Raw genomic sequence first — 18,933 nt, 5'->3', positions numbered from 1 at the left:
AGGTGATGGGCGGGTCGGTGCGTGTCGTGCGGACGACGGCACGCCCGTCGCTCGGTCCGACGTTGCCCTCGACGAGCGTGACGTCGGTGCCGTCGTGGGCGACGACCAGGCCGACGTGGGTGGGACGACCGGCGTCCTCGAGGTCCATGAAGGCCAGCGCCCCGACGGCGGGCACCTGCGAGAGGCGGGCGGTGTCGTCCTGGGTGGCGGCGACGAGCGAGGGGAAGTCGCGGTGCATCGGGACGGCGTCGTCGTTGCCGCTGGCCAGGCTCGCCCAGGACTGGAAGATCCCGCACCAGGCCCGCTGGTTGCCGACCCACTGGTTCCACTTGCTCCGCCGCCAGGACGGCTCGACGTAGCCCACCTGCGACTGCGCGGCGGCGGCGAGCGCCGCGACGTCGGGGTCGCCGTACGCGATCTCCACCCGGCTCTGCGCGCGACCGTTCGCGTAGACCGCTCCCCCGTCGAAGCGCTGCACGCAGGCGCTCTCCAGCAGGCCGCAGCGGACGTCCGTCACGGGCTCGCCCAGGCGCCCGGCGTCGCCGCCGACGCGCTCGTGGGCCGCGGTGACGTCCGCGCGGGCGGCGGCCTCGAGCGCCGAGGCGCGGTCGCTCGCGCTCGCCGACGGCTCGGCCGACCGTGCGACCACCAGGCCGACGACGAGCCCCAGCGCGAGCACGGCGGCGCCGCCGAGGAGCGCCAGACGACGGACGGTGCGGCTCACGGGACCTGCTTCGGGACGGGTGTGGGGACTCCCCGAGCCTACGGGCGGACCCGTGACGCGGCGATCCCACTGGACTGTCCGGCCCGCGGACGACAGGGTGGACCCTGTGAGCGCAGAAACAAGCCCCGAGGCGTGGGGCCGGATCGACGACCAGGGAACCGTGTACGTCCGGACGAAGGACGGCGAACGGATGGTCGGGCAGTGGCCCGACGGTGACCCTGCGGAGGCGATGGCGCTGTACACCCGTCGCTACGACGGTCTGGCGGTCGAGGTCGAGCTGCTCGAGAAGCGCGTCGAGAGCGGGGCCCTGGGGCCGGACGAGGCGGGCAAGGCCGTCGCGCTCGTCCGCTCGTCGGTCGCCGACGCCCAGGCCGTGGGCGACCTCGACGGGCTGCTGGCGCGGATCGACGCGCTCGCCCCCGCCATCGACCGCCAGCGCGAGGCCAAGCGCGCCGCCCGGGCCGAGCGGCTCGCCGAGGCCACCACCGCCAAGACGCGGATCGTCGAGGAGGCCGAGACGCTGGCCGCGGGGCAGGACTGGAAGAGCGGCGCCGACCGCCTCCGTGCGCTCCTCGAGGAGTGGAAGGCGCTCCCCCGCCTCGACCGCGGTCTCGACGACGAGCTGTGGCACCGGTTCTCCTCGGCCCGCACCACCTACACACGTCACCGCAAGAGCCACTTCGCCGAGCAGGCGTCCCGCCGCGACGAGGCGCAGGCCGTCAAGGCCAGGCTCGTCGCCGAGGCCGAGGCGATCCAGGACTCCACCGACTGGGGAGCGACGGCCGGGGCCTACCGCGACCTCATGCGCCGCTGGAAGGCCGCCGGCCCGGCGCCCCGCGGCACCGACGAGAAGCTCTGGCGCCAGTTCCGGGCCGCCCAGGACCACTTCTTCTCCGCCCGCGACGAGACGAACGCCAAGATCGACGCCGAGTTCGGTGCCAACGCCGAGGTGAAGCGGCAGATCCTGGTGGAGGCCGAGGCGCTCGACCCCGAGGCCGACCTCGCCAGCGCCAAGGCCGCCCTGCGCGACCTGTCCGAGCGCTGGGAGGCCGCGGGCAAGGTGCCCCGCGCCGACATGAAGGAGCTCGAGGGCCGCATGCGGGCCGTCGAGAACGCCGTCCGCGACGCCGAGCAGTCCGAGTGGGACCGCACCAACCCCGAGGCCCGCGCCCGCGCCGACGAGACGGTGACCAAGCTCGAGCGCTCCATCGCCGACCTCCGCGCCGACCTCACCAAGGCCGAGGCGGCCGGCAAGGCCAAGCGCGTCCAGGACCTCACCGAGTCCATCGAGGCCCGCGAGGCGTGGCTCGACCAGGCGCGGCGGGCCTTGTCCGACTTCTCCTGACCTCCCCGGCGGTGACTCACCCACCACGTCCCGCACTGGGCGGTGGCTCACCCACCACGTCCTGACCGCGGGTGGTGGATGGGACGCCGCCGGCGGTGGGTACGGCACCACCCACCCGACCCAGCGGTGGGTACGGCCCCAGAGAGCGACCGATCCTGGGGGCACACCCACCGCCGGCCGGAACGGAACGGGTCGCGTCACCGTCCTCGCTGCGCACTTGACGTGCCGTGGCGGCGGTCCTCGGCCGGCCGGTGGCCCACCCACGACCCGCGGTGGCTCGCCCACGACCCGAGGCCCTGATGTGGTGGGTGGGACACCCCCGCCCCGACTGCAACGTGGGTCACGCACCGCCGGCGAGGCGGGCTCAGCCCTCAGGGGGCTCCAGGTCGGCCTCGGCGAGCTCCTCGACGTTGACGTCCTTGAAGGTGAGCACCTTGACGTTCTTGGCGAAGCGGGCGGGGCGGTAGATGTCCCACACCCAGGCGTCGTTCATGGTGACCTCGAAGTAGGCGTCGCCGGTCTCCGAGCGCACCTTCACGTCGACGGCGTTGCACAGGTAGAAGCGGCGGTCGGTCTCGACCACGTACTTGAAGATCGGGACGACGTCCCGGTACTCCCGGTACAGCTGCAGCTCCATCTCGGACTCGTACCGCTCGAGGTCCTCGGCGCTCATCGGCGTGCCTCCTGGTCGTCGTGGTGGTGGGCTCCGGCCGGCACCGAGGCCGAGCGGGCGGCGACGGCGTCGCGCACGTTGACGAACCGGTGCCGGTGCTCGGGGCAGGGTCCGTGCGCGTGCAGCGCGGCGTCGTGGGTGGGCGTGCAGTAGCCCTTGTGGGTCGCGAAGTCGTACTCGGGGTACACCTCGTGCAGCCCGGCCATGATGCGGTCGCGGGTCACCTTGGCGACCACGGACGCGGCGGCGATCGAGGCCGACACGCGGTCACCCTTCCAGACCGCCAGGGTGGGGACGCCGATGCCGTCGACGCCGAACCCGTCGGTGAGCGCGTAGCCCGGACGCACCGACAGGCGCGCGAGGGCGCGGCGCAGTGCCTCGATGTTGACGACGTGCATCCCCATGCGGTCGCAGTCGGCCGGCGACATCACCACCACCGTCCACGACACCGCTCGCTCGACCACCTCGGCGTAACACGCCTCTCGGCGTCGGGCGGTGAGCAGCTTGGAGTCGGCCAGCCCGGGCACCTCGCCGCGACGCCCGTCGGGCAGGACGACGGCCGCCGCCACGAGCGGACCGGCGCAGGCCCCGCGTCCGGCCTCGTCGACACCCGCGACGGGCGACATGCCCGCCCGGCGCAGGGCGCGGTCGTACCCGTGCAGGCCGGCGTCGCGCCGCACGGTCGCACCGCGAGGACGCCGCGTCATGAGCCACCCGCCTGCTCGGCGGCGCGCCGGGCCGCGGGCGCGGCGCGGTCGAGGGCGTCCTCGTCGAAGGTGCCCCGGGCGTCGTCGATGGTGCTGACGCGGCTCCACGGCCACACCGTCACCCAGGCCTTGCCGGTCACCCGCGACTCGGGCAGGAACCCTCCGCCCGGGTCGCCCTGGTGGGCTCGGGAGTCCGCGGAGTCGCCGCGGTTGTCGCCCATCACCCACAGGTACCCCTCGGGGACGACGACGTCGAACGTCTGCTCGGCGGTCGAGACCTGGTCGGCGAGGTAGGGCTCGTCGAGCGCCACGCCGTTGACCTGGAGCTTGCCGTCGTCGCTGCAGCAGGTGACGCGGTCGCCCCCGACGCCGACGACGCGCTTGATCAGGTGGCCCCCGGAGGGGAACAGACCGATGGACTCCAGCGCCTTCTGCACCGCGTTGCTCGGGCCGGGCTCGTCCGCGCCGGCCAGCCAGCCGCCGGGGTCGTCGAAGACGACGACGTCGCCGCGCTGCACGTCGCCGGCCCAGTAACCGACCTTCTGCACCAGCACCCGGTCGTCGACCTGGAACGTGGGCTCCATCGAGCCCGACGGGATGTAGAACGCCTGCACGAAGAACGTCTTGACCACCACGGCCAGCACGAGCGCGACGACGAGAAGCAGCCCGGTCTCCTGCCAGATCGGCAGGTGCGGGCGGCGGGCGATCCGGCGGCCGCCGGACGACCCGGTGCGGGTGGCCGGGCGGGGAGCACGGCGCGTGGTGTCGACGGGCGCGGCGCGACGTCCGCCGCGGTGGCTGCCACCGGAACGACGGGCGCCCGGGAGGGACACGTCGTCGCGGGCACTCACCGGGCGAGCCTACCGTGGCCGGACCAGCGCGGAGCGGGTGTCCGCACGCGCGTCAGGACGCGGGTCGGACGGCGTCGAACGCCGTGGTCCCGCCGAGCGACCCGCGGTCGCGCCACGGCCACACGACGACCCAGCCCTTGCCGACGACGTCGTCGACCGGCACGAACCCACGACCGGGGTCGTCGGTGTGGAAGCGCGAGTCGGCCGAGTCGCCGCGGTTGTCGCCCATCACCCACAACGAGCCCTTCGGCACGGTCGTCTCGAAGCGCTGGTCACCGGTCGCGTCGGGCTTCATCACGTACGGCTCCTCCACGGCGGTGCCGTTGACGAGCAGCCGGCCCTGGGCGTTGCAGCAGCGGATCGTGTCGCCGCCGACGCCCACCACGCGCTTCACGAGGTGGTCGCCGGCCGGGTAGAGGCCGACGACGCTCAGCGCACGCTGCACCGGGCCGGGGTTCTGCGCGACCCCGGACTCGGCGAGCCATCCGCCCGGGTCCTTGAACACGACGATGTCGCCGCGCTTCGGCTCACCGGTCCAGTACGACCACTTCTGCACCAGGAACCGGTCCTGGGTGACGTCGTCGCCGCGCAGCGTCGGCTCCATGGAGGCCGACGGGACGTAGAACGACTCGACGAAGAACGTCTTGACGACGACCGACAGCACCAGGGCCGTGGCGACGACGATGACGATCTCTCGCCAGAGGGAGCTGCGCTTCGCGCTGCGGGCGTTCACGTCCGGGGTCCGAGAGGCCCGGACTCAGGCCTCGCGCTTCTCCTTGATCTTGGCCGCCTTGCCGCGCAGGTTGCGCAGGTAGTACAGCTTCGCGCGGCGGACGTCGCCGCGGGTCGCGACCTCGATCTTCTCGAGGACGGGGGTGTGCAGCGGGAAGGTGCGCTCGACGCCGACGCCGAAGCTGACCTTGCGGACCGTGAACGTGCGGCCGACGCCCGAGCCCTGGACCTTGATGCACACGCCCTGGAAGAGCTGCACGCGCGAGCGGTTGCCCTCGACGACACGGACGTGCACCTTGAGGGTGTCACCCGCGCGGAAGGTGGGGAGGTCGTCCCGGAGGGACTGGCTGGCGACGGCGTCGACGGCGTTGGTCATGGAAGGCTCTTCCTCGCAGGTGCCACAGGTCAACCGCGTGCTGATAGAGATCGAACGAGAGGGGCGCGGCGGCAGAAGTGGTGCATCGCCCCTGTGGCAGCTGCACCGGCCGGCGCCGACGTCCCAGTCTGCCACAGCCGCACCAGCGCCACGAAATCGGCTCGCGGGTGGCCGGCGTCGCAGGTCAGAGCCGCTTGAGCAGGTGGGCGACGCCTTCGTCGTCGTCGACCTCGACGACCTCGTAGCCGGCGCGGCGGTACATCCGGAGGTTGTCCTCGCTGCGCGCGCCGGTGACCAGCGCGACGGCCGAGGTGCCGGTCGGTGCGGCGGCCTCGGCGTGCCGCAGCAGCCGGCGACCGAGCCCGCGTCCCTCGTGGTCGGGGGCCACCATCAGGCGGCCGACGTGCCACAGGTCGTCGTCGGCCTGGCCCCGCACGGCACCGACCAGGCGACCGGACGCACGGACGCCCCAGGTGGTCCAGCGGCCCAGCGCGGCGCGGGCGTCGTCGAGGCTCTCGACCAACGCCGGGATCGTGATGCCGGGGTTGGCCTGGGCCTCCTGCACCCAGCAGCAGCGCTGCAGGACGTACAGCTCGGGCAGGTCGGCGTCGGCGAGCTCGACCACGGGTGCGACGAGCGGGTCGGCGATCAGCTCGGGGCGCCGTGCGGACGTGCGGGCCACCGACTGCTGACGGCGCCAGGCCGCGACGCGTCCGTGGTCGCCGGACATCAGCACGTCGGGGACGTCGTGCCCGCGCCAGGACGCGGGCTTGGTGTAGACGGGGTACTCGAGCAGGCCGTCGGGGCCGTGCGACTCCTCGGCGAGCGACTCGGGGTTGCCGAGCACGCCGGGCAGCAGCCTGACGGTGGCCTCGACGACGGCCATCACGGCCACCTCGCCGCCGTTGAGCACGACGTCGCCGATCGAGACCTCCTCGACGCGCATGCGGGTGGAGGCGTGGTCGAGGACGCGCTGGTCGATGCCCTCGTAGCGTCCGCAGGCGAACACGAGCCACGGCTCGGCGGCGAGCCGTGCGGCGTCGGCCTGGCCGAACGGCTTGCCCGCCGGGGTCGGGACGATGAGCACGGGCGCCGCGTCGGTGCCGTCCGGGACGAGCGCGTCGAGCGCCTCGCCCCACGGCTCGGGGCGCATCACCATGCCGGCTCCGCCGCCGTAGGGGGTGTCGTCGACGGTGCGGTGGCGGTCGTGGGTGTGCTCGCGGAGGTCGTGCACGGTGAGGTCCACCAGACCGCGGGTGCGCGCCCGGCCGACCAGCGACAGCGAGAGCGGCTCGAGGTACTCGGGGAAGATCGTGACGACGTCGAGGCGCACGTCAGCCCTCGTCGGCGGGCGCGGCGTCGGGCGCCGCGCTGTCGGCCGCGTCGGGGTCGAGCAGTCCGGGCACGTCGGCGACGACCAGACGCCCGGCGCCGAGGTCGACCTCGGGCACCAGCTCGGAGACGAACGGCACCAGCACCTCGACGCCGCCGTCGCGGGTGATCGCCAGGGTGTCCTGGGCGGGCAGGTGCAGCACCGCGGTGACGGTGCCGACGACGTCGCCGTCGGCGTCGACGGCGGTCAGGCCCACCAGCTGGTGGTCGTAGTACTCCTCGTCGTCCTCGGGACGCTCGGAGGCGTCGACCTGGACGGCGAGCTCGTGGCCGCCGAGGGCCTCGGAGGCGTTGCGGTCGTCGACCCCTCGGAAGTGCACGAGGAGCCGGCCGGAGTGCCAGCGCGACGACTCCACCACGACCGTGGTCGTGGTGGAGCCGGCGCGGGTGGCCTGCAGCGACGTGCCCGCCGCGAAACGGCGGTCGGGCTCGTCGGTGCGGACGTCGACCTGGACGTCACCGCGGATGCCGTGCGCCCGACCGACGCGGCCGACCGTGACGAGCATCGGCGGCGTGGTCAGCGGCGGCGGTCGACGTCGACGAAGTCGATCCGCGCGCCGCCCTCGCCCGCGAGGGCTCCGGCGACGGTGCGGATCGCGGTCGCGGTGCGTCCGGAGCGACCGATGACCTTGCCGAGGTCGCTCGGGTGCACGCGCACCTCGTAGAGCAGACCGCGGCGCAGGTTCTTCTCCTGCACCTCGACGTCGTCGGGGTTGTCGACGATGCCGCTGACCAGGTGGTCGATGGCGTCCGCGACCACGGTGCTCAGGCCTCCGAGGAGGGAGCGGTCTCGGCCTGCTCGGCGGCGGGCGCCTCGTCGGCCTTGGCCTCGTCAGCCGCGGGCGCGTCGGCCTCGGGCTTGGACTCGGCCTTCTTCTTCGGGGTGATGGCGTCGGCCGGCTCGGCCTTGGCCTCGTCGTCGCCCGCCTCGTCCTTGGCGGCCGACTTCTTGGCCGCCTTCTTGGTGGTCGCCGACGCGCTCTTGCCGCCCTCGCCGTGGATCTCCTTGAGAGCCTCGTTGAAGATCTCGGTCTTGTCGCGCTTGGGCTCGGCGACCTCAAGGGTGCGGGTCTGCTTCTCGCCGGTGAAGGTCTCCCAGTCACCGGTGATCTTCAGCAGGGCCTGGACGGCCTCGCTGGGCTGGGCGCCGACGCCGAGCCAGTACTGCGCGCGCTCGGACTCGATGTGGATGAGCGAGGGCTCGGTCTTGGGGTTGTACGTCCCGATCTCCTCGATCACCTTGCCGTCGCGCTTCTTGCGCGAGTCGGCGACGACGACACGGTAGAACGGGGTGCGGATCTTGCCCATACGCTTCAGGCGAATCTTGACGGCCACGAGTGTGGTGTCTCCTTGCAGTGCTCGAGGTGGGTGAGTCGGCCGGTCTCCGCGTGGGGTGCGGGCCTGCCTGCTCGGTGGACCGGCCAGCGACCGTCTTCAGAGGGTCGGGTCGCGGTACCGGTGCAGCGTGTCATTCTGCCAGAGCCGCGGGCCCGTCTCCAACCCGGTGGGGCAGGATGAGGCCATGAGCACCCTGTTCACCCGGATCATCGAGGGCGAGATCCCCGGACGCTTCCTGTGGTCCGACGACGTGTGCGTGTCGTTCCTGACGATCGCGCCCCTCACCCCCGGCCACGCGCTGGTGGTCCCCCGCGCCGAGGTGGACCACTGGGTCGACGCCGACGACGAGCTGCTGGCGCACCTGATGCGCGTCGCACGCACCATCGGCAAGGCCCAGCAGCTGGAGTGGAACGCGCCGCGCATCGGCGTGCTCGTCGAGGGGTTCGAGGTGCCGCACCTGCACATCCACGTCTGGCCGGCGTTCTCGCCCGCCGACTTCGAGGTGCGCAACGTCGACCACTCCCCCGACCCCGCGTCGCTCGACCGCGCCGCCGAGAAGATCCGCACCCGCCTGATCGAGCACGGCCACCTCGAGACTGTCCCCGCCGACGTCTCCCGCCCCCTCTGAGGCGCACGGCATCCCAGAGGGCGGCGTTGCGGACGGTTCGCAGGGCAACATCGGCCCAGCTTCACCGTCCGCGCCTTGCCCTCCCGGCGCCGTGCACCTCAGATTCTCTGACTCAGACGAGCGCGCCGGAGAACTGGGCGGCGTAGAGGCGCTGGTAGGCGCCGCCAGCGGCGAGCAGGTCGTCGTGGCTGCCCTGCTCGACGATGTGGCCGTCCTCCATCACCACGATGACGTCGGCGTCGCGGATGGTCGAGAGCCGGTGCGCGACGACGAAGCTGGTGCGGTCGCGTCGCAGGCGTCCCATCGCCTCCTGCACGAGCGCCTCGGTGCGGGTGTCGACCGAGCTGGTGGCCTCGTCGAGCACCAGGACGGCGGGGTCGGCGAGGAACGCGCGGGCGATCGTCAGCAGCTGGCGCTGGCCGGCGCTGAGCTCGCCGCCCTCCTCGTCCACCACGGTGTCGTAGCCCAGCGGCAGCGTGCGCACGAGGTGGTCGACCGACGCCGCCTCGGCCGCCGCGCACACCTGCTCGTCGGTGGCGTCGTCGGCGCCGTAGGCGATGTTGTCGCGGATCGTGCCGCCGAACAGCCAGGTGTCCTGGAGCACCACGCCGAACGTGGAGCGCAGCGCACCCCGGTCCATCGCCTGCACGTCGACGCCGTCGAGCAGGATCGCGCCGGCGTCCACGTCGTAGAAGCGCAGCACCAGGTTGGTCAGGGTGGTCTTGCCCGCGCCGGTCGGGCCGACGATCGCGACCGTCTGCCCCGGCTCGGCCACCAGGTCGAGGTGCTCGATCAGCGGCTCGTCGGGGTCGTAGGAGAACGAGACGTCGCGGAACTCGACGCGTCCGCGCACGACGTCCGGACGGACGGCGTCGGCGGGGTCGGGCACCTCCTCCTCGGCGTCGAGGAAGGCGAACACGCGCTCGGCGGACGCACGCCCGACTGCAGCAGGTTCACCATCGACGCCAGCTGCGTCAGGGGCTGGCTGAACTGCCGCGAGTACTGGACGAACGCCTGCACCTCCCCGACGCTGATCGCGCCCGCCCCGACGCGCAAGGCGCCGACCACGGCGACGACCACGTAGGCGAGGTTGGAGACGAACATCATCGTGGGCTGGATGATCCCCGAGACGAACTGCGCCCGGAAGGCGGCGTCGTAGAGGTCGTCGTTGTGGCGGGCGAACCGCTCGGCGGACTCCTGGCGGCGTCCGAACACCGTGACGAGGTCGTGGCCGGTGAAGGTCTCCTCGACGTGGCCGTTGAGCTCGCCGGTGGCCTTCCACTGCCGGACGAAGTGCGGCTGCGACCGCTTGGCGATGACGGCCGTGAGCACGCCCGCGACGGGCACCGTCACCAGCGCGACCAGCGCCAGCAGCGGCGAGATCGACACCATCATCACCAGCACGCCGACGACCGTCAGCAGCGACGTCAGCAGCTGGCTCATCGTCTGCTGCAGCGACTGCGCGACGTTGTCGACGTCGTTGGTGACGCGCGACAGGATGTCGCCGTGCGAGCGCTTGTCGAGGTACGACAGCGGCAGCCGGGCCAGCTTGCGCTCGCAGTCGGTGCGCAGCCCGGCGACGGTGCGCTGCACGACGAGGGTCGTGGTGCGCCCCTGCATCCACATCAGTGCCGACGACAGCAGGTAGATCGCGAGCACCACCAGCAGCACGGTGCCCAGGGACCCGAAGTCGATCCCCTGGCCCGGCTGCACGTCCGCCGACGAGACCATCTCGGCGACGCGCGGCTGCCCGCTCTCACGCAGCCCGGCGACGGCCTCGGCCTTCGACGTGCCCGCGGGCAGACGGCTGGCGAGGTAGCCGTCGAAGACGATGTCGGTGGCGTGCCCCAGCACGCGCGGCCCGACCACGCTGAGCCCCACGCCCACGACGGCGAGGCCCGTCACGCCGGCGACGAGCCGCGGCTGCGTCGTCAGGCGGCCCAGCAGCCGCCGCAGCGTCGGGCCGAACTGCTCGGGCTTGGACGGCGGCCCGCCCGCCATGCCACCGGGTCCCCTGCCGCTCATGCCGCCTCCTGCTCGCTGATCTGCGACAGCACGATCTCCCGGTAGGTCGGGCAGCCGTCCATCAGCGCGGCATGGGTGCCGGTGCCGACCACCCGTCCCTCGTCGAGGACGACGATGCGCTCGGCGTCGCGGATCGTGCTGACGCGCTGGGCGACCACCACCACCGCGGCGTCGCGCGTCACGCCGCGGAGCGCGGTGCGCACGGCGGCGTCGGTGGAGAAGTCGAGCGCGGAGAAGGCGTCGTCGAACAGGTAGACCAGCGGCCGGCGCACCACGGCGCGGGCGATCGCGAGACGCTGCCGCTGCCCGCCGGAGAAGTTGGTGCCGCCCTGGGAGACCTCGGTGTCGAGGCCCGCGGGCGAGGCCTCCACGAAGTCGCGGGCGCTGGCGACCTCGAGCGCGGCCCACAGCTCGTCGTCGGTGGCTTCGGGCCGCCCGAGCCGCAGGTTCGACCCGATCGTGCCGGCGAACAGGAACGCCTGCTGCGGCACCAGGCCCACGGCCGAGCGGACGCCCTCGAGCGTCAGGTCGCGGACGTCGGCCCCGTCGAGCTCGACGACGCCGTCGGTGACGTCGAGCAGCCGCGGCACGAGGCGCAGCAGGGTCGACTTGCCCGACCCGGTGGACCCGATGACGGCGGTCGTCTCGCCGGGTCGCGCCACCAGGTCGACGTCGTGCAGGACGGGGTGCTCGGCGCCCGGGTAGGCGAAGGTGGCGGCGCGGACGTCGACGGCACCGCGCGTCACCGGGACGTCCGACGCGCCGGGGTGCTCGGCGAGGGTGGGCTCGGTGTCGAGCACCTCGGTGATCCTCTCGGCCGCGACCTCGGCGCGGGGCAGCAGCATGAAGAAGAAGGTCGCCATCATCACCGAGACGAGGATCTGGACGAGGTAGGCCAGGTAGGCCGTCAGGGTGCCGACGGCCAGGGTGCCGTCGGCGACGCGCTGGCCGCCGAACCAGAGCACCGCGACGCTCGACACGTTCACCACGAGCATGACCGCGGGGAACAGCAGCGCCATCAGCCTGCCCACGGCGATCGCGACGTCGCGGTAGGCGTCGTTCGCGTCCTCGAAGCGGGCGCGCTCGTGCTCGTCCTTGACGAACGCGCGGATCACGCGGGCACCCTTGATCTGCTCGCGCATGACGCGGTTGATGTCGTCGATCCGCCCCTGCATCAGGCGGAACTGCGGCCGCATCCTGGCCACGACCCCCACCACCACGGCGACCAGCACCGGCAGGGCCACCGCGAGCACCCACGACAGGCCCACGTCCTGGTGGACGGCCAGCACGATGCCGCCGACGCACATGACCGGGGCCGCGAGCAGCATGGTGAAGGTGAGGAACGCCAGCAGCTGCACCTGCTGGACGTCGTTGGTGCAGCGGGTGATCAGCGTGGGGGCGCCGAACGCGTTGACCTCGCGGCTGCCGAACCCGCCGACCGCCCCGAAGACCGACGCGCGCAGGTCGCGTCCGAGCGCCATCGCGGTGCGCGCTCCCCAGTAGACGGCGACGATCGCGCAGACCACCTGCAGGAGGGTGACCGCGAGCATGATCCCGCCGGTGCGCAGGATGTAGCCGGTGTCGCCCTGGACGATGCCGGTGTCGATGATGTCGGCGTTCAGGCCGGGCAGGTAGAGGTTGGCCAGCGTCTGCACCAGCTGCAGCACCACGACCAGGGCGATGGACCAGCGGTAGGGGCCCGCGTGGCGGCGGACGAGGGCGAGGAGCACCTCGTCACGGTACCTGCGACGGTTGCACGAGGCACCTGACTTCCGTCACCCCTGCGCACCCCACCGCGATCCGCCGATCCCCGTCCATCGATCCGTCGGTCCGCGTCGCACGGATCGGCGGACCGGTGCGCGGGGATCGGCGGATCGCGGTACCTGGGTGGGGTGAGTACGGGGGCGCCCCCGACCTGGGTACGTGGACGGGTACGCGGGCCGCCCGCGCGGGAGGACGCTGCTGCCATGAACCTCACACCGAGCAACAGCAAGAACACCGTCGCCTTCTACGCGCAGGCTGCCCTCTCCTTCGCGGTCGCGCTCGTCGCGGTCGTCCTCGGCGTCTGCTACCTCGAGGTCGACCCGTGGACCCGGGCCTTCCTCGGCCTCGGCGCCCTCTACCTCGTGACGTCGAGCTTCACCCTCGCCAAGGTCGTGCGCGACAACGACGAGCGCTCGGCGATGGTCAGCCGCGTCGACCAGGCCCGCGTCGACAAGCTCCTCGCCGAGCACGACCCCTTCGGCGAGAAGGTCTGAGGCAGGTCAGACGAACACGCCGAGCAGCATCACGACGCCGAGACCGCTGACCGAGATCACCGTCTCCATCGCCGACCAGCTCTTGATCGTCTGGCCGACCGTCAGGCCGAAGTACTCCTTGACCAGCCAGAAGCCCGCGTCGTTGACGTGGGAGAAGAACACCGACCCGGCGCCGATCGCCAGCACGAGCAGGCTGACCTCGCCGGTGCCCATGCCGGTGGTGAGCGGCGCCATGATCGTCGCGGCCGTGATGGTCGCGACGGTGGCCGAGCCGGTGGCCAGGCGGATGACGACGGCGACGAGCCACGCGAGCAGCAGCACCGAGATGCCGCTGTCCTGGATGGCGTCGCCGATCAGCTGCGCGATGCCGGTGCCGACGAGGGTCTGCTTGAAGCCGCCACCGGCGGCGACGATGAGCAGGATGCCCGCGATGGGAGGCAGCGAGGACGAGATCGTGTCGCCGAGCTCCTTGTTGCTCATGCCGCCACCGCGGCCGAGCGTGAACATGGCCACGAGGGTGGCGAGCAGGAGCGCGACGAGCGGCGTGCCGATGAAGTCGAGCGCCTGGCGCACGACGTTGCCCTCCGCGGCGAAGATGTCGGCGACGGCCTTGCCCATCATCAGCACGACGGGGAGCAGCACCGTCGCGACCGTGATGCCGAAGGCCGGGCGGCGGTCGCGCGTCTCGCGGTCGGACTCGAACAGCTCGGGTGCGGGGACGTCGACCCACTTCGCGGGGAAGCGCGCGAACAGCGGTCCGGAGATGACGATGACCGGGATCGCCACCAGGATGCCGAGCCCGAGCGTGATGCCGAGGTCGGCGTCGACGGTGGCGATCGCCGCGAGCGGCCCGGGGTGCGGGGGTACGAAGCCGTGCATCGCCGAGAGCCCGGCCAGCGCGGGGATGCCGATGCTGAGCAGCGACAGGCCCGAGCGGCGGGACACCAGGAAGATCACCGGCATCAGCAGCACGAGGCCGATCTCGAAGAACATCGGCAGGCCGATCAGGGCGCCGATGCCGGCCATCGCCCACGGCAGCGTCCGCTGGCTGGAGCGTCCGACGATCGTGTCGACGATCTGGTCGGCGCCGCCGGAGTCGGCCAGCAGCTTGCCGAACATCGCGCCGAGCGCGATCAGCATGCCCACGCCCGCGACCGTGTCGCCGACGCCCGTGCTGAACTGCTCGATCGTGTCGGCCGGCGCCTGGGTGGCCACCGCGCCGGTGACCAGCGAGCCGATCGTCAGGCTGAGGAACGGGTGCAGCTTGGCGACGGTGATCAGCACGACGATGACCGCCATGCCCACGAGCGCGGCGGTGACCAGCTGGCCGGTGCCGCCCGTGGGGGTGATGGTGTCGTCGGCGGCGCGGACGAGGGAGGACAGGTCCACCTCAGGCTCCTTCGGTGTGCGTGGACGCGTGCTGCTCGAGGTCGGCGAGGAACGCGTCGGCGATCTGGTCGGGGCTGTCGGCGACGTCGACCCGCAGGCCGGGCTCGTCGTCGCCCAGGGGCACGAGGGTGTCCTTCTGCGACTCCAGCAGCGAGACGGGCATGAAGTGGCCCGAGCGGTGGGCGACGCGCTCACGGATCAGCTCGATGTCGCCGTCGAGGTGCAGGAAGCGCGCGCGGGGCGCGGCGCCCGTCAGGACGTCGCGGTACGCACGGCGCAGGGCCGAGCAGCTGACCACGCCACCGGTCGCGTCGCGCTCGGCGAGCCAGGCACCGATGGCCTCGAGCCACGGCCAGCGGTCCTCGTCGGTGAGCGGCGTGCCGGCCGACATCTTGTCGATGTTGGCCTGCGGGTGGAAGACGTCGGCGTCGGAGTACTCCAGCCCGAGACGCTGCGCGACGAGCTCGCCGACGGTGGTCTTGCCCGTGCCGGAGATGCCCATGACGACGACGAGCGGGGCGGGTGTGATGCGGGTCATGGCGGACATCCTTCGTCATTCATCAGGTTTTTACAAGAGCGACGCGTCAATGATCAGTTCTGTACAGCGACTCGGGCAGGTGTCATCATGCGTTCGTGCCGCCCGAACGTCGCGTACCCCGCCACGAGCAGGTGCTCGACGCGGTCGGACGCGCCGTCTGCACCGGTGCCGTCGCCCAGGGTGCCGTGCTGTCGGTCGACGCGCTCGCCGACGAGCACGCCGTCTCGCGCTCGGTCGTGCGCGAGGTGGTGCGGGTGCTCGAGTCCATGGGCCTGGTCACGGCGCGACGTCGCGTGGGGATCACCGTCAGGCCCCGCACCGAGTGGGACCCGTTCGACCCGCGGCTGATCGCGTGGCGCCTGGACTCGCCGGCGCGCGCCGACCAGCTGCGCGTCCTCGGCGAGCTCCGCTGCGGCATCGAGCCGCTGGCCGCGCGACTGGCCGCCGGCCGCATCGACGCCGACCAGAGCGACCGGCTCCGGTCGGCCATGCTGACGATGACGTCCACGGCCCGGTCGGGCGACCTCGAGGCGTTCCTCGTCGCCGACGTCGAGTTCCACGCCGTGATCCTGCAGGCGTCGGGCAACGAGATGCTCGCCGGGCTCGCCGGCCCGGTGACGTCGGTCCTGCGCGGCCGCACGCACCACGGCCTGATGCCGCCGCACCCCGAGCCCGAGGCGGTGCGCCTGCACCAGGAGGTCGCGCAGCACGTCATCTCGGGCGACGCGGACGCGGCGGCGTCCGCGATGACCGCGATCGTGCTCGAGGCCACGGCGGCGATGACCGCCGAGGACTGATCAGGCCGACGCGCGCCGGTACGCCGTCGGGCTGCGACCGTGGTGCCGCGAGAACGCGGCACTCAGCGAGAACCCGCCGGCGAACCCGACGCGGGACGCGATCGCGTCGACCGTGAGGTCGGTCGAGGTCAGCAGGTCGGCCGCGAGGTCCAGACGCCACCGGGACAGGTAGCCCATGGGCGGCTCCCCCACCGCGGCGGCGAACTGCCGGGCCAGGGTCGCGCGCGAGACCCCCGCCTCGGCGGCGAGCGCGACGAGGGTCCAGGGTCGCTCGGGCTCGTGGTGGATCCGCTGCAGCGCGGCGCCGACGACCGGCGCGTTGCTCCCGGCGTACCAGGCCGGGACGTCGGCACCCGAGCCGAGCCACGAGCGGAGGACCGCGACCGTCAGGAGGTCGACGAGCCGGTCGAGGACGACGTTCTGCGCGACGTCGTCACGCGCCAGCTCGGCGCCGAGCAGGCCGACCACGGACGCCATCGCCGGGCCTCCGTCGGCGGCGCGCACCACGAGGGCGTCGGGCAGGCCGGCCAGCAGCCGTCGCGCGACCTGGCCGTCGCGCTCGTATGTGCCGGTGAGCAGGACCGTCCCGGGGGCGACGCCGGCGGGCGCGTTGCCCCACGTACGGACGCCCAGGGCGCGGAAGTCCGACAGCGGGCTGCCGTCGGGCCGGGTGCACACCTGGCCCGGGCCGATGCGTGCCTGCGGCGTGGTGCCGACCGCATCGGCGACGGTGTAGGACCGCTCGCCGCGCAGCACCGCGGCGTCGCCGGGGCGCAGGACGAGCGGGTCGCGGCCGTCGACCGCGACGACCGCCGAGCCGGTCGTCACGGTGACGACGGTGAGCGGCGCGCCGTCCTCGACCCGGATCGACCACGGCGCGACGACCTGGGAGCAGAGCACGAAGGCACCGTCCGCGTGCTGAGCGGCGAGCATCCCGGCGACCACGTCCATGACCGGGACCCTAGCCGCCGCTGAGACGCTCAGGAAGGGAATGGAGGCGTTGAGGCATGGACCGTCTCCCCGCTGTGCGGTGGGCTGGGCCCATGACCGACCTCTGGCGACTCCTGACCGCGGCTACCACGATCGGCACGGCCGCGTCCGGCGGCGCGCTGCTGACCTACTCCACCTTCACCACGACGGGCCTGGCCCGGCTCCCCGCGTCCCAGGGGATGGCCGCGATGCAGCAGCTGAACCTCGCGGCACCCCGCTCGGCCGGGTTCATGACGGTGCTGTTCCTGCCCGCCGCCCTCACGGTCGCGCTCGCCGTGCACGCGCTGGCGACCCGCCCCGGCGGCGCGTGGCTCGTCGTGACGGCCACGGCCGTCCACGTCGTCGGCGTGGTGGGCGTGACCGTGCTGTTCCACGTGCCGCGCAACGACGCGCTCGCGTCGATGGACCCCGTCGCGGACGCCGCGCGGTTCGGACCCTGGCTCGAGGCCTGGGTCGCCGGCAACCACGTCCGCACCGCGTCGGGACTCCTCAGCAGCGTGCTGCTCGCCCTGTCGCTGCGCTGAGGCTCACAACAGGTCGCGGAGCTCCTTCGGGAGCTCGAAGTCGGGGTCGGGCTTGCCCTGCTGGCCGAACCCGAACGCGCCGGCGCCGTCGGCCTGCGGCTTGGACGCGGCGGCCTTGGCCTCGGCGGCGCGCTTGGCGGGGTTGCCCGAGCCGCGCTTGGGCTTGGCCTTCTTGGACACCTGCTTGCCCTTGCCCTTGCCGCCGGCACCGGGCATCCCGGGCATGCCCGGCATCCCCGGCATGCCGCCGCCGCGGGCCATCTGCTGCATCATCTTGCGGGCCTCGAAGAACCGGTCGACGAGCTGGTTGACGTCGCTGACCTGGGTGCCGGAGCCCTTGGCGATGCGCGAGCGGCGGGAGCCGTCGATGGCCTTGGGGTTGTCGCGCTCGAACGGCGTCATCGACGAGATGATCGCCTGGATGCGGTCGATCTCGCGCTCGTCGAAGCCGGCGAGCTGCTCCTTGAACTGCCCCATGCCGGGCAGCATCCCCATGATCTTGGACAGCGAGCCCATCTTGCGGACGGCCTGCATCTGCTCCATGAAGTCGGTGAGGGTGAAGTCGCCACCCTTGCCGCTGAGCTTGTCGGCGGCCTTCGCCGCGGCGTCGGCGTCGAAGGACTTCTCGGCCTGCTCGATCAGGGTGAGCATGTCGCCCATGTCGAGGATCCGGCCGGCCATCCGGTCGGGGTGGAACACGTCGAAGTCGGTGAGCTTCTCGCCGTTGGAGGCGAACATCACCGGGCGACCGGTGACCTGGGCGACCGACAGCGCGGCACCGCCGCGGGCGTCGCCGTCGAGCTTGGACAGCACGACACCGGTGAAGCCGACGCCGTCGAGGAAGGCCTGCGCGGTCTGCACCGCGTCCTGGCCGATCATCGCGTCGATGACGAACAGCGTCTCGTCGGGCTGCACGGCGTCGCGGATGTCGGCGGCCTGCTGCATCAGGTCGGCGTCGATGCCGAGGCGTCCGGCGGTGTCGACGATGACCACGTCGTGCAGGGTGCGTCGGGCCTCGGCGATGGCGTCCTTGGCCACCTGCACCGGGTCGCCGACGCCGTTGCCGGGCTGCGGGGCGTAGACCGTGACGCCTGCCTGGCTACCGACCACCTGCAGCTGGTTGACCGCGTTGGGGCGCTGGAGGTCGGCCGCGACGAGCATCGGCGACAGGTTCTGGCTCTTCAGCCACAGGCCGAGCTTGCCCGCAAGCGTGGTCTTTCCGGCGCCCTGCAGGCCGGCCAGCATGATGACGGTGGGCGCGGTCTTGGCGTAGCGGATGCGACGGGTCTCGCCGCCGAGGATCGTCACCAGCTCGTCGTTGACGATCTTGATGACCTGCTGCGCCGGGTTCAGCGCACCGCTGACCTCCGAGCCGCGTGCGCGCTCCTTGACGCCGGCCACGAACGTCTTGACCACGGGCAGGGCGACGTCCGCCTCCAGCAGCGCGATGCGGATCTCGCGTGCCGTGGCGTCGATGTCGGCCTCGGAGAGGCGCCCCTTGCCCCGGAGGTTCTTGAAGGTGCCCTGGAGCCGGTCCTGCAGTGTGTCGAACAACGATTCTCCTCGTGGTTCGCGCCCGGTGCGGACGCGTCCTCCCAGCCTAACGGGAGAGTTGTCGGTGCCTCAGGGGCCTATGGGCCGCTGAG

The 18,933-nt window shown here is 72.6% G+C and carries 21 protein-coding genes and 1 pseudogene; 5 read left to right on the top strand and 17 right to left on the bottom strand.

What is annotated here, in order from left to right; translation table 11 throughout:
• A partial coding sequence (locus tag ACI6PP_RS19900; protein ID WP_476712945.1) for a hypothetical protein occupies positions 1-724 on the bottom strand: 724 nt, incomplete at its 3' end.
• A 106-nt stretch (positions 725-830) separates the two neighbouring features.
• Between ACI6PP_RS19900 and ACI6PP_RS19895 the strand changes: the two genes are divergently transcribed.
• On the top strand, positions 831-2,069 hold the full coding sequence (locus tag ACI6PP_RS19895; RefSeq protein WP_421113387.1) for a DUF349 domain-containing protein: 1,239 nt from the start codon (positions 831-833) through the stop codon (positions 2,067-2,069).
• A gap of 364 nt (positions 2,070-2,433) precedes the next feature.
• On the opposite strand, the gene ACI6PP_RS19890 is transcribed toward ACI6PP_RS19895, so the two are convergent.
• The 9 genes and pseudogenes from ACI6PP_RS19890 to rpsP form a co-directional block, all read right to left on the bottom strand.
• Positions 2,434-2,742 (bottom strand): DUF2469 domain-containing protein, encoded by a 309-nt coding sequence (locus ACI6PP_RS19890; RefSeq protein WP_421113386.1) that lies wholly within the window; start codon positions 2,740-2,742, stop codon positions 2,434-2,436.
• Positions 2,739-3,449, bottom strand: a complete 711-nt coding sequence (locus ACI6PP_RS19885) for a ribonuclease HII (protein ID WP_421113385.1) — start codon at positions 3,447-3,449, stop codon at positions 2,739-2,741. The genes ACI6PP_RS19890 and ACI6PP_RS19885 overlap by 4 nt, the downstream gene beginning before the upstream one ends.
• Complete coding sequence (gene lepB, locus ACI6PP_RS19880) at positions 3,446-4,300, bottom strand: signal peptidase I (RefSeq protein ID WP_421113384.1); 855 nt, start codon at positions 4,298-4,300, stop codon at positions 3,446-3,448. The genes ACI6PP_RS19885 and lepB (ACI6PP_RS19880) overlap by 4 nt, the downstream gene beginning before the upstream one ends.
• Positions 4,301-4,352: 52 nt before the next feature.
• Positions 4,353-5,033: a signal peptidase I gene (lepB, locus tag ACI6PP_RS19875; RefSeq protein WP_421113383.1), complete on the bottom strand. Its 681-nt coding sequence runs from the start codon at positions 5,031-5,033 to the stop codon at positions 4,353-4,355.
• Between the two features lie 24 nt (positions 5,034-5,057).
• Entirely contained in the window at positions 5,058-5,408 is a 351-nt protein-coding gene (gene rplS, locus ACI6PP_RS19870; RefSeq protein WP_421113382.1) for a 50S ribosomal protein L19, read from the bottom strand.
• A gap of 184 nt (positions 5,409-5,592) precedes the next feature.
• Entirely contained in the window at positions 5,593-6,741 is a 1,149-nt protein-coding gene (gene trmD, locus ACI6PP_RS19865; protein ID WP_421113381.1) for a tRNA (guanosine(37)-N1)-methyltransferase TrmD, read from the bottom strand.
• Position 6,742: 1 nt separating this feature from the next.
• Positions 6,743-7,306, bottom strand: coding sequence for a ribosome maturation factor RimM (rimM, locus tag ACI6PP_RS19860; protein WP_421113380.1), 564 nt, complete (start codon positions 7,304-7,306; stop codon positions 6,743-6,745).
• Between the two features lie 11 nt (positions 7,307-7,317).
• Positions 7,318-7,560 carry an RNA-binding protein gene (locus ACI6PP_RS19855; RefSeq protein WP_421113379.1) on the bottom strand — a complete coding sequence of 81 codons (243 nt, stop codon included), beginning with the start codon at positions 7,558-7,560 and terminating at the stop codon, positions 7,318-7,320.
• A gap of 140 nt (positions 7,561-7,700) precedes the next feature.
• Positions 7,701-8,135, bottom strand: a pseudogene (gene rpsP / locus ACI6PP_RS19850) (30S ribosomal protein S16); the annotation flags it as partial.
• 187 nt (positions 8,136-8,322) lie between these two features.
• Between rpsP and ACI6PP_RS19845 the strand changes: the two are divergent.
• Complete coding sequence (locus ACI6PP_RS19845) at positions 8,323-8,766, top strand: HIT family protein (RefSeq protein WP_421113378.1); 444 nt, start codon at positions 8,323-8,325, stop codon at positions 8,764-8,766.
• A gap of 112 nt (positions 8,767-8,878) precedes the next feature.
• On the opposite strand, the gene ACI6PP_RS19840 is transcribed toward ACI6PP_RS19845, so the two are convergent.
• The 3 genes from ACI6PP_RS19840 to ACI6PP_RS19830 are packed head-to-tail and all read right to left on the bottom strand — an operon-like array spanning position 8,879 to position 12,521.
• Complete coding sequence (locus tag ACI6PP_RS19840; protein WP_421113377.1) at positions 8,879-9,655, bottom strand: ABC transporter ATP-binding protein; 777 nt, start codon at positions 9,653-9,655, stop codon at positions 8,879-8,881.
• Positions 9,559-10,791 (bottom strand): ABC transporter permease, encoded by a 1,233-nt coding sequence (locus tag ACI6PP_RS19835; RefSeq protein WP_421113376.1) that lies wholly within the window; start codon positions 10,789-10,791, stop codon positions 9,559-9,561. The genes ACI6PP_RS19840 and ACI6PP_RS19835 overlap by 97 nt, the downstream gene beginning before the upstream one ends.
• Complete coding sequence (locus tag ACI6PP_RS19830) at positions 10,788-12,521, bottom strand: ABC transporter ATP-binding protein (protein WP_421113375.1); 1,734 nt, start codon at positions 12,519-12,521, stop codon at positions 10,788-10,790. The genes ACI6PP_RS19835 and ACI6PP_RS19830 overlap by 4 nt, the downstream gene beginning before the upstream one ends.
• 237 nt (positions 12,522-12,758) lie before the next feature.
• Here ACI6PP_RS19830 and ACI6PP_RS19825 point away from each other — a divergent pair, with 237 nt between their 5' ends.
• The gene (locus ACI6PP_RS19825) at positions 12,759-13,049 is read left to right on the top strand and encodes a YiaA/YiaB family inner membrane protein (protein ID WP_421113374.1); all 291 of its coding nucleotides are present in this window, start codon (positions 12,759-12,761) and stop codon (positions 13,047-13,049) included.
• A 6-nt stretch (positions 13,050-13,055) separates the two neighbouring features.
• On the opposite strand, the gene ACI6PP_RS19820 is transcribed toward ACI6PP_RS19825, so the two are convergent.
• Both ACI6PP_RS19820 and ACI6PP_RS19815 read right to left on the bottom strand, forming a co-directional pair.
• Positions 13,056-14,348 (bottom strand): GntP family permease, encoded by a 1,293-nt coding sequence (locus ACI6PP_RS19820; RefSeq protein WP_421113388.1) that lies wholly within the window; start codon positions 14,346-14,348, stop codon positions 13,056-13,058.
• A gap of 91 nt (positions 14,349-14,439) precedes the next feature.
• Positions 14,440-14,976, bottom strand: coding sequence for a gluconokinase (locus ACI6PP_RS19815; protein WP_421113373.1), 537 nt, complete (start codon positions 14,974-14,976; stop codon positions 14,440-14,442).
• Between the two features lie 95 nt (positions 14,977-15,071).
• On the opposite strand from ACI6PP_RS19815, the gene ACI6PP_RS19810 reads away from it, so the two are divergent.
• The gene (locus tag ACI6PP_RS19810; RefSeq protein ID WP_421113372.1) at positions 15,072-15,773 is read left to right on the top strand and encodes a FadR/GntR family transcriptional regulator; all 702 of its coding nucleotides are present in this window, start codon (positions 15,072-15,074) and stop codon (positions 15,771-15,773) included.
• On the opposite strand, the gene ACI6PP_RS19805 is transcribed toward ACI6PP_RS19810, so the two are convergent.
• On the bottom strand, positions 15,774-16,724 hold the full coding sequence (locus ACI6PP_RS19805) for an AraC family transcriptional regulator (protein WP_421113371.1): 951 nt from the start codon (positions 16,722-16,724) through the stop codon (positions 15,774-15,776).
• A 92-nt stretch (positions 16,725-16,816) separates the two neighbouring features.
• On the opposite strand from ACI6PP_RS19805, the gene ACI6PP_RS19800 reads away from it, so the two are divergent.
• Positions 16,817-17,287, top strand: coding sequence for an anthrone oxygenase family protein (locus ACI6PP_RS19800; protein WP_421113369.1), 471 nt, complete (start codon positions 16,817-16,819; stop codon positions 17,285-17,287).
• A 3-nt stretch (positions 17,288-17,290) separates the two neighbouring features.
• On the opposite strand, the gene ffh is transcribed toward ACI6PP_RS19800, so the two are convergent.
• Positions 17,291-18,841: a signal recognition particle protein gene (ffh, locus tag ACI6PP_RS19795; RefSeq protein WP_421113368.1), complete on the bottom strand. Its 1,551-nt coding sequence runs from the start codon at positions 18,839-18,841 to the stop codon at positions 17,291-17,293.
• Between the last annotated feature and the right edge of the window lie 92 nt (positions 18,842-18,933).

The sequence above is a fragment of the Solicola agrisoli genome, assembly GCF_049059935.1.
In the GTDB taxonomy this organism is placed as follows: Bacteria; Actinomycetota; Actinomycetes; order Propionibacteriales; family Nocardioidaceae; genus JAURVT01.
This window is presented reverse-complemented; position numbering and strand designations above follow the sequence as displayed.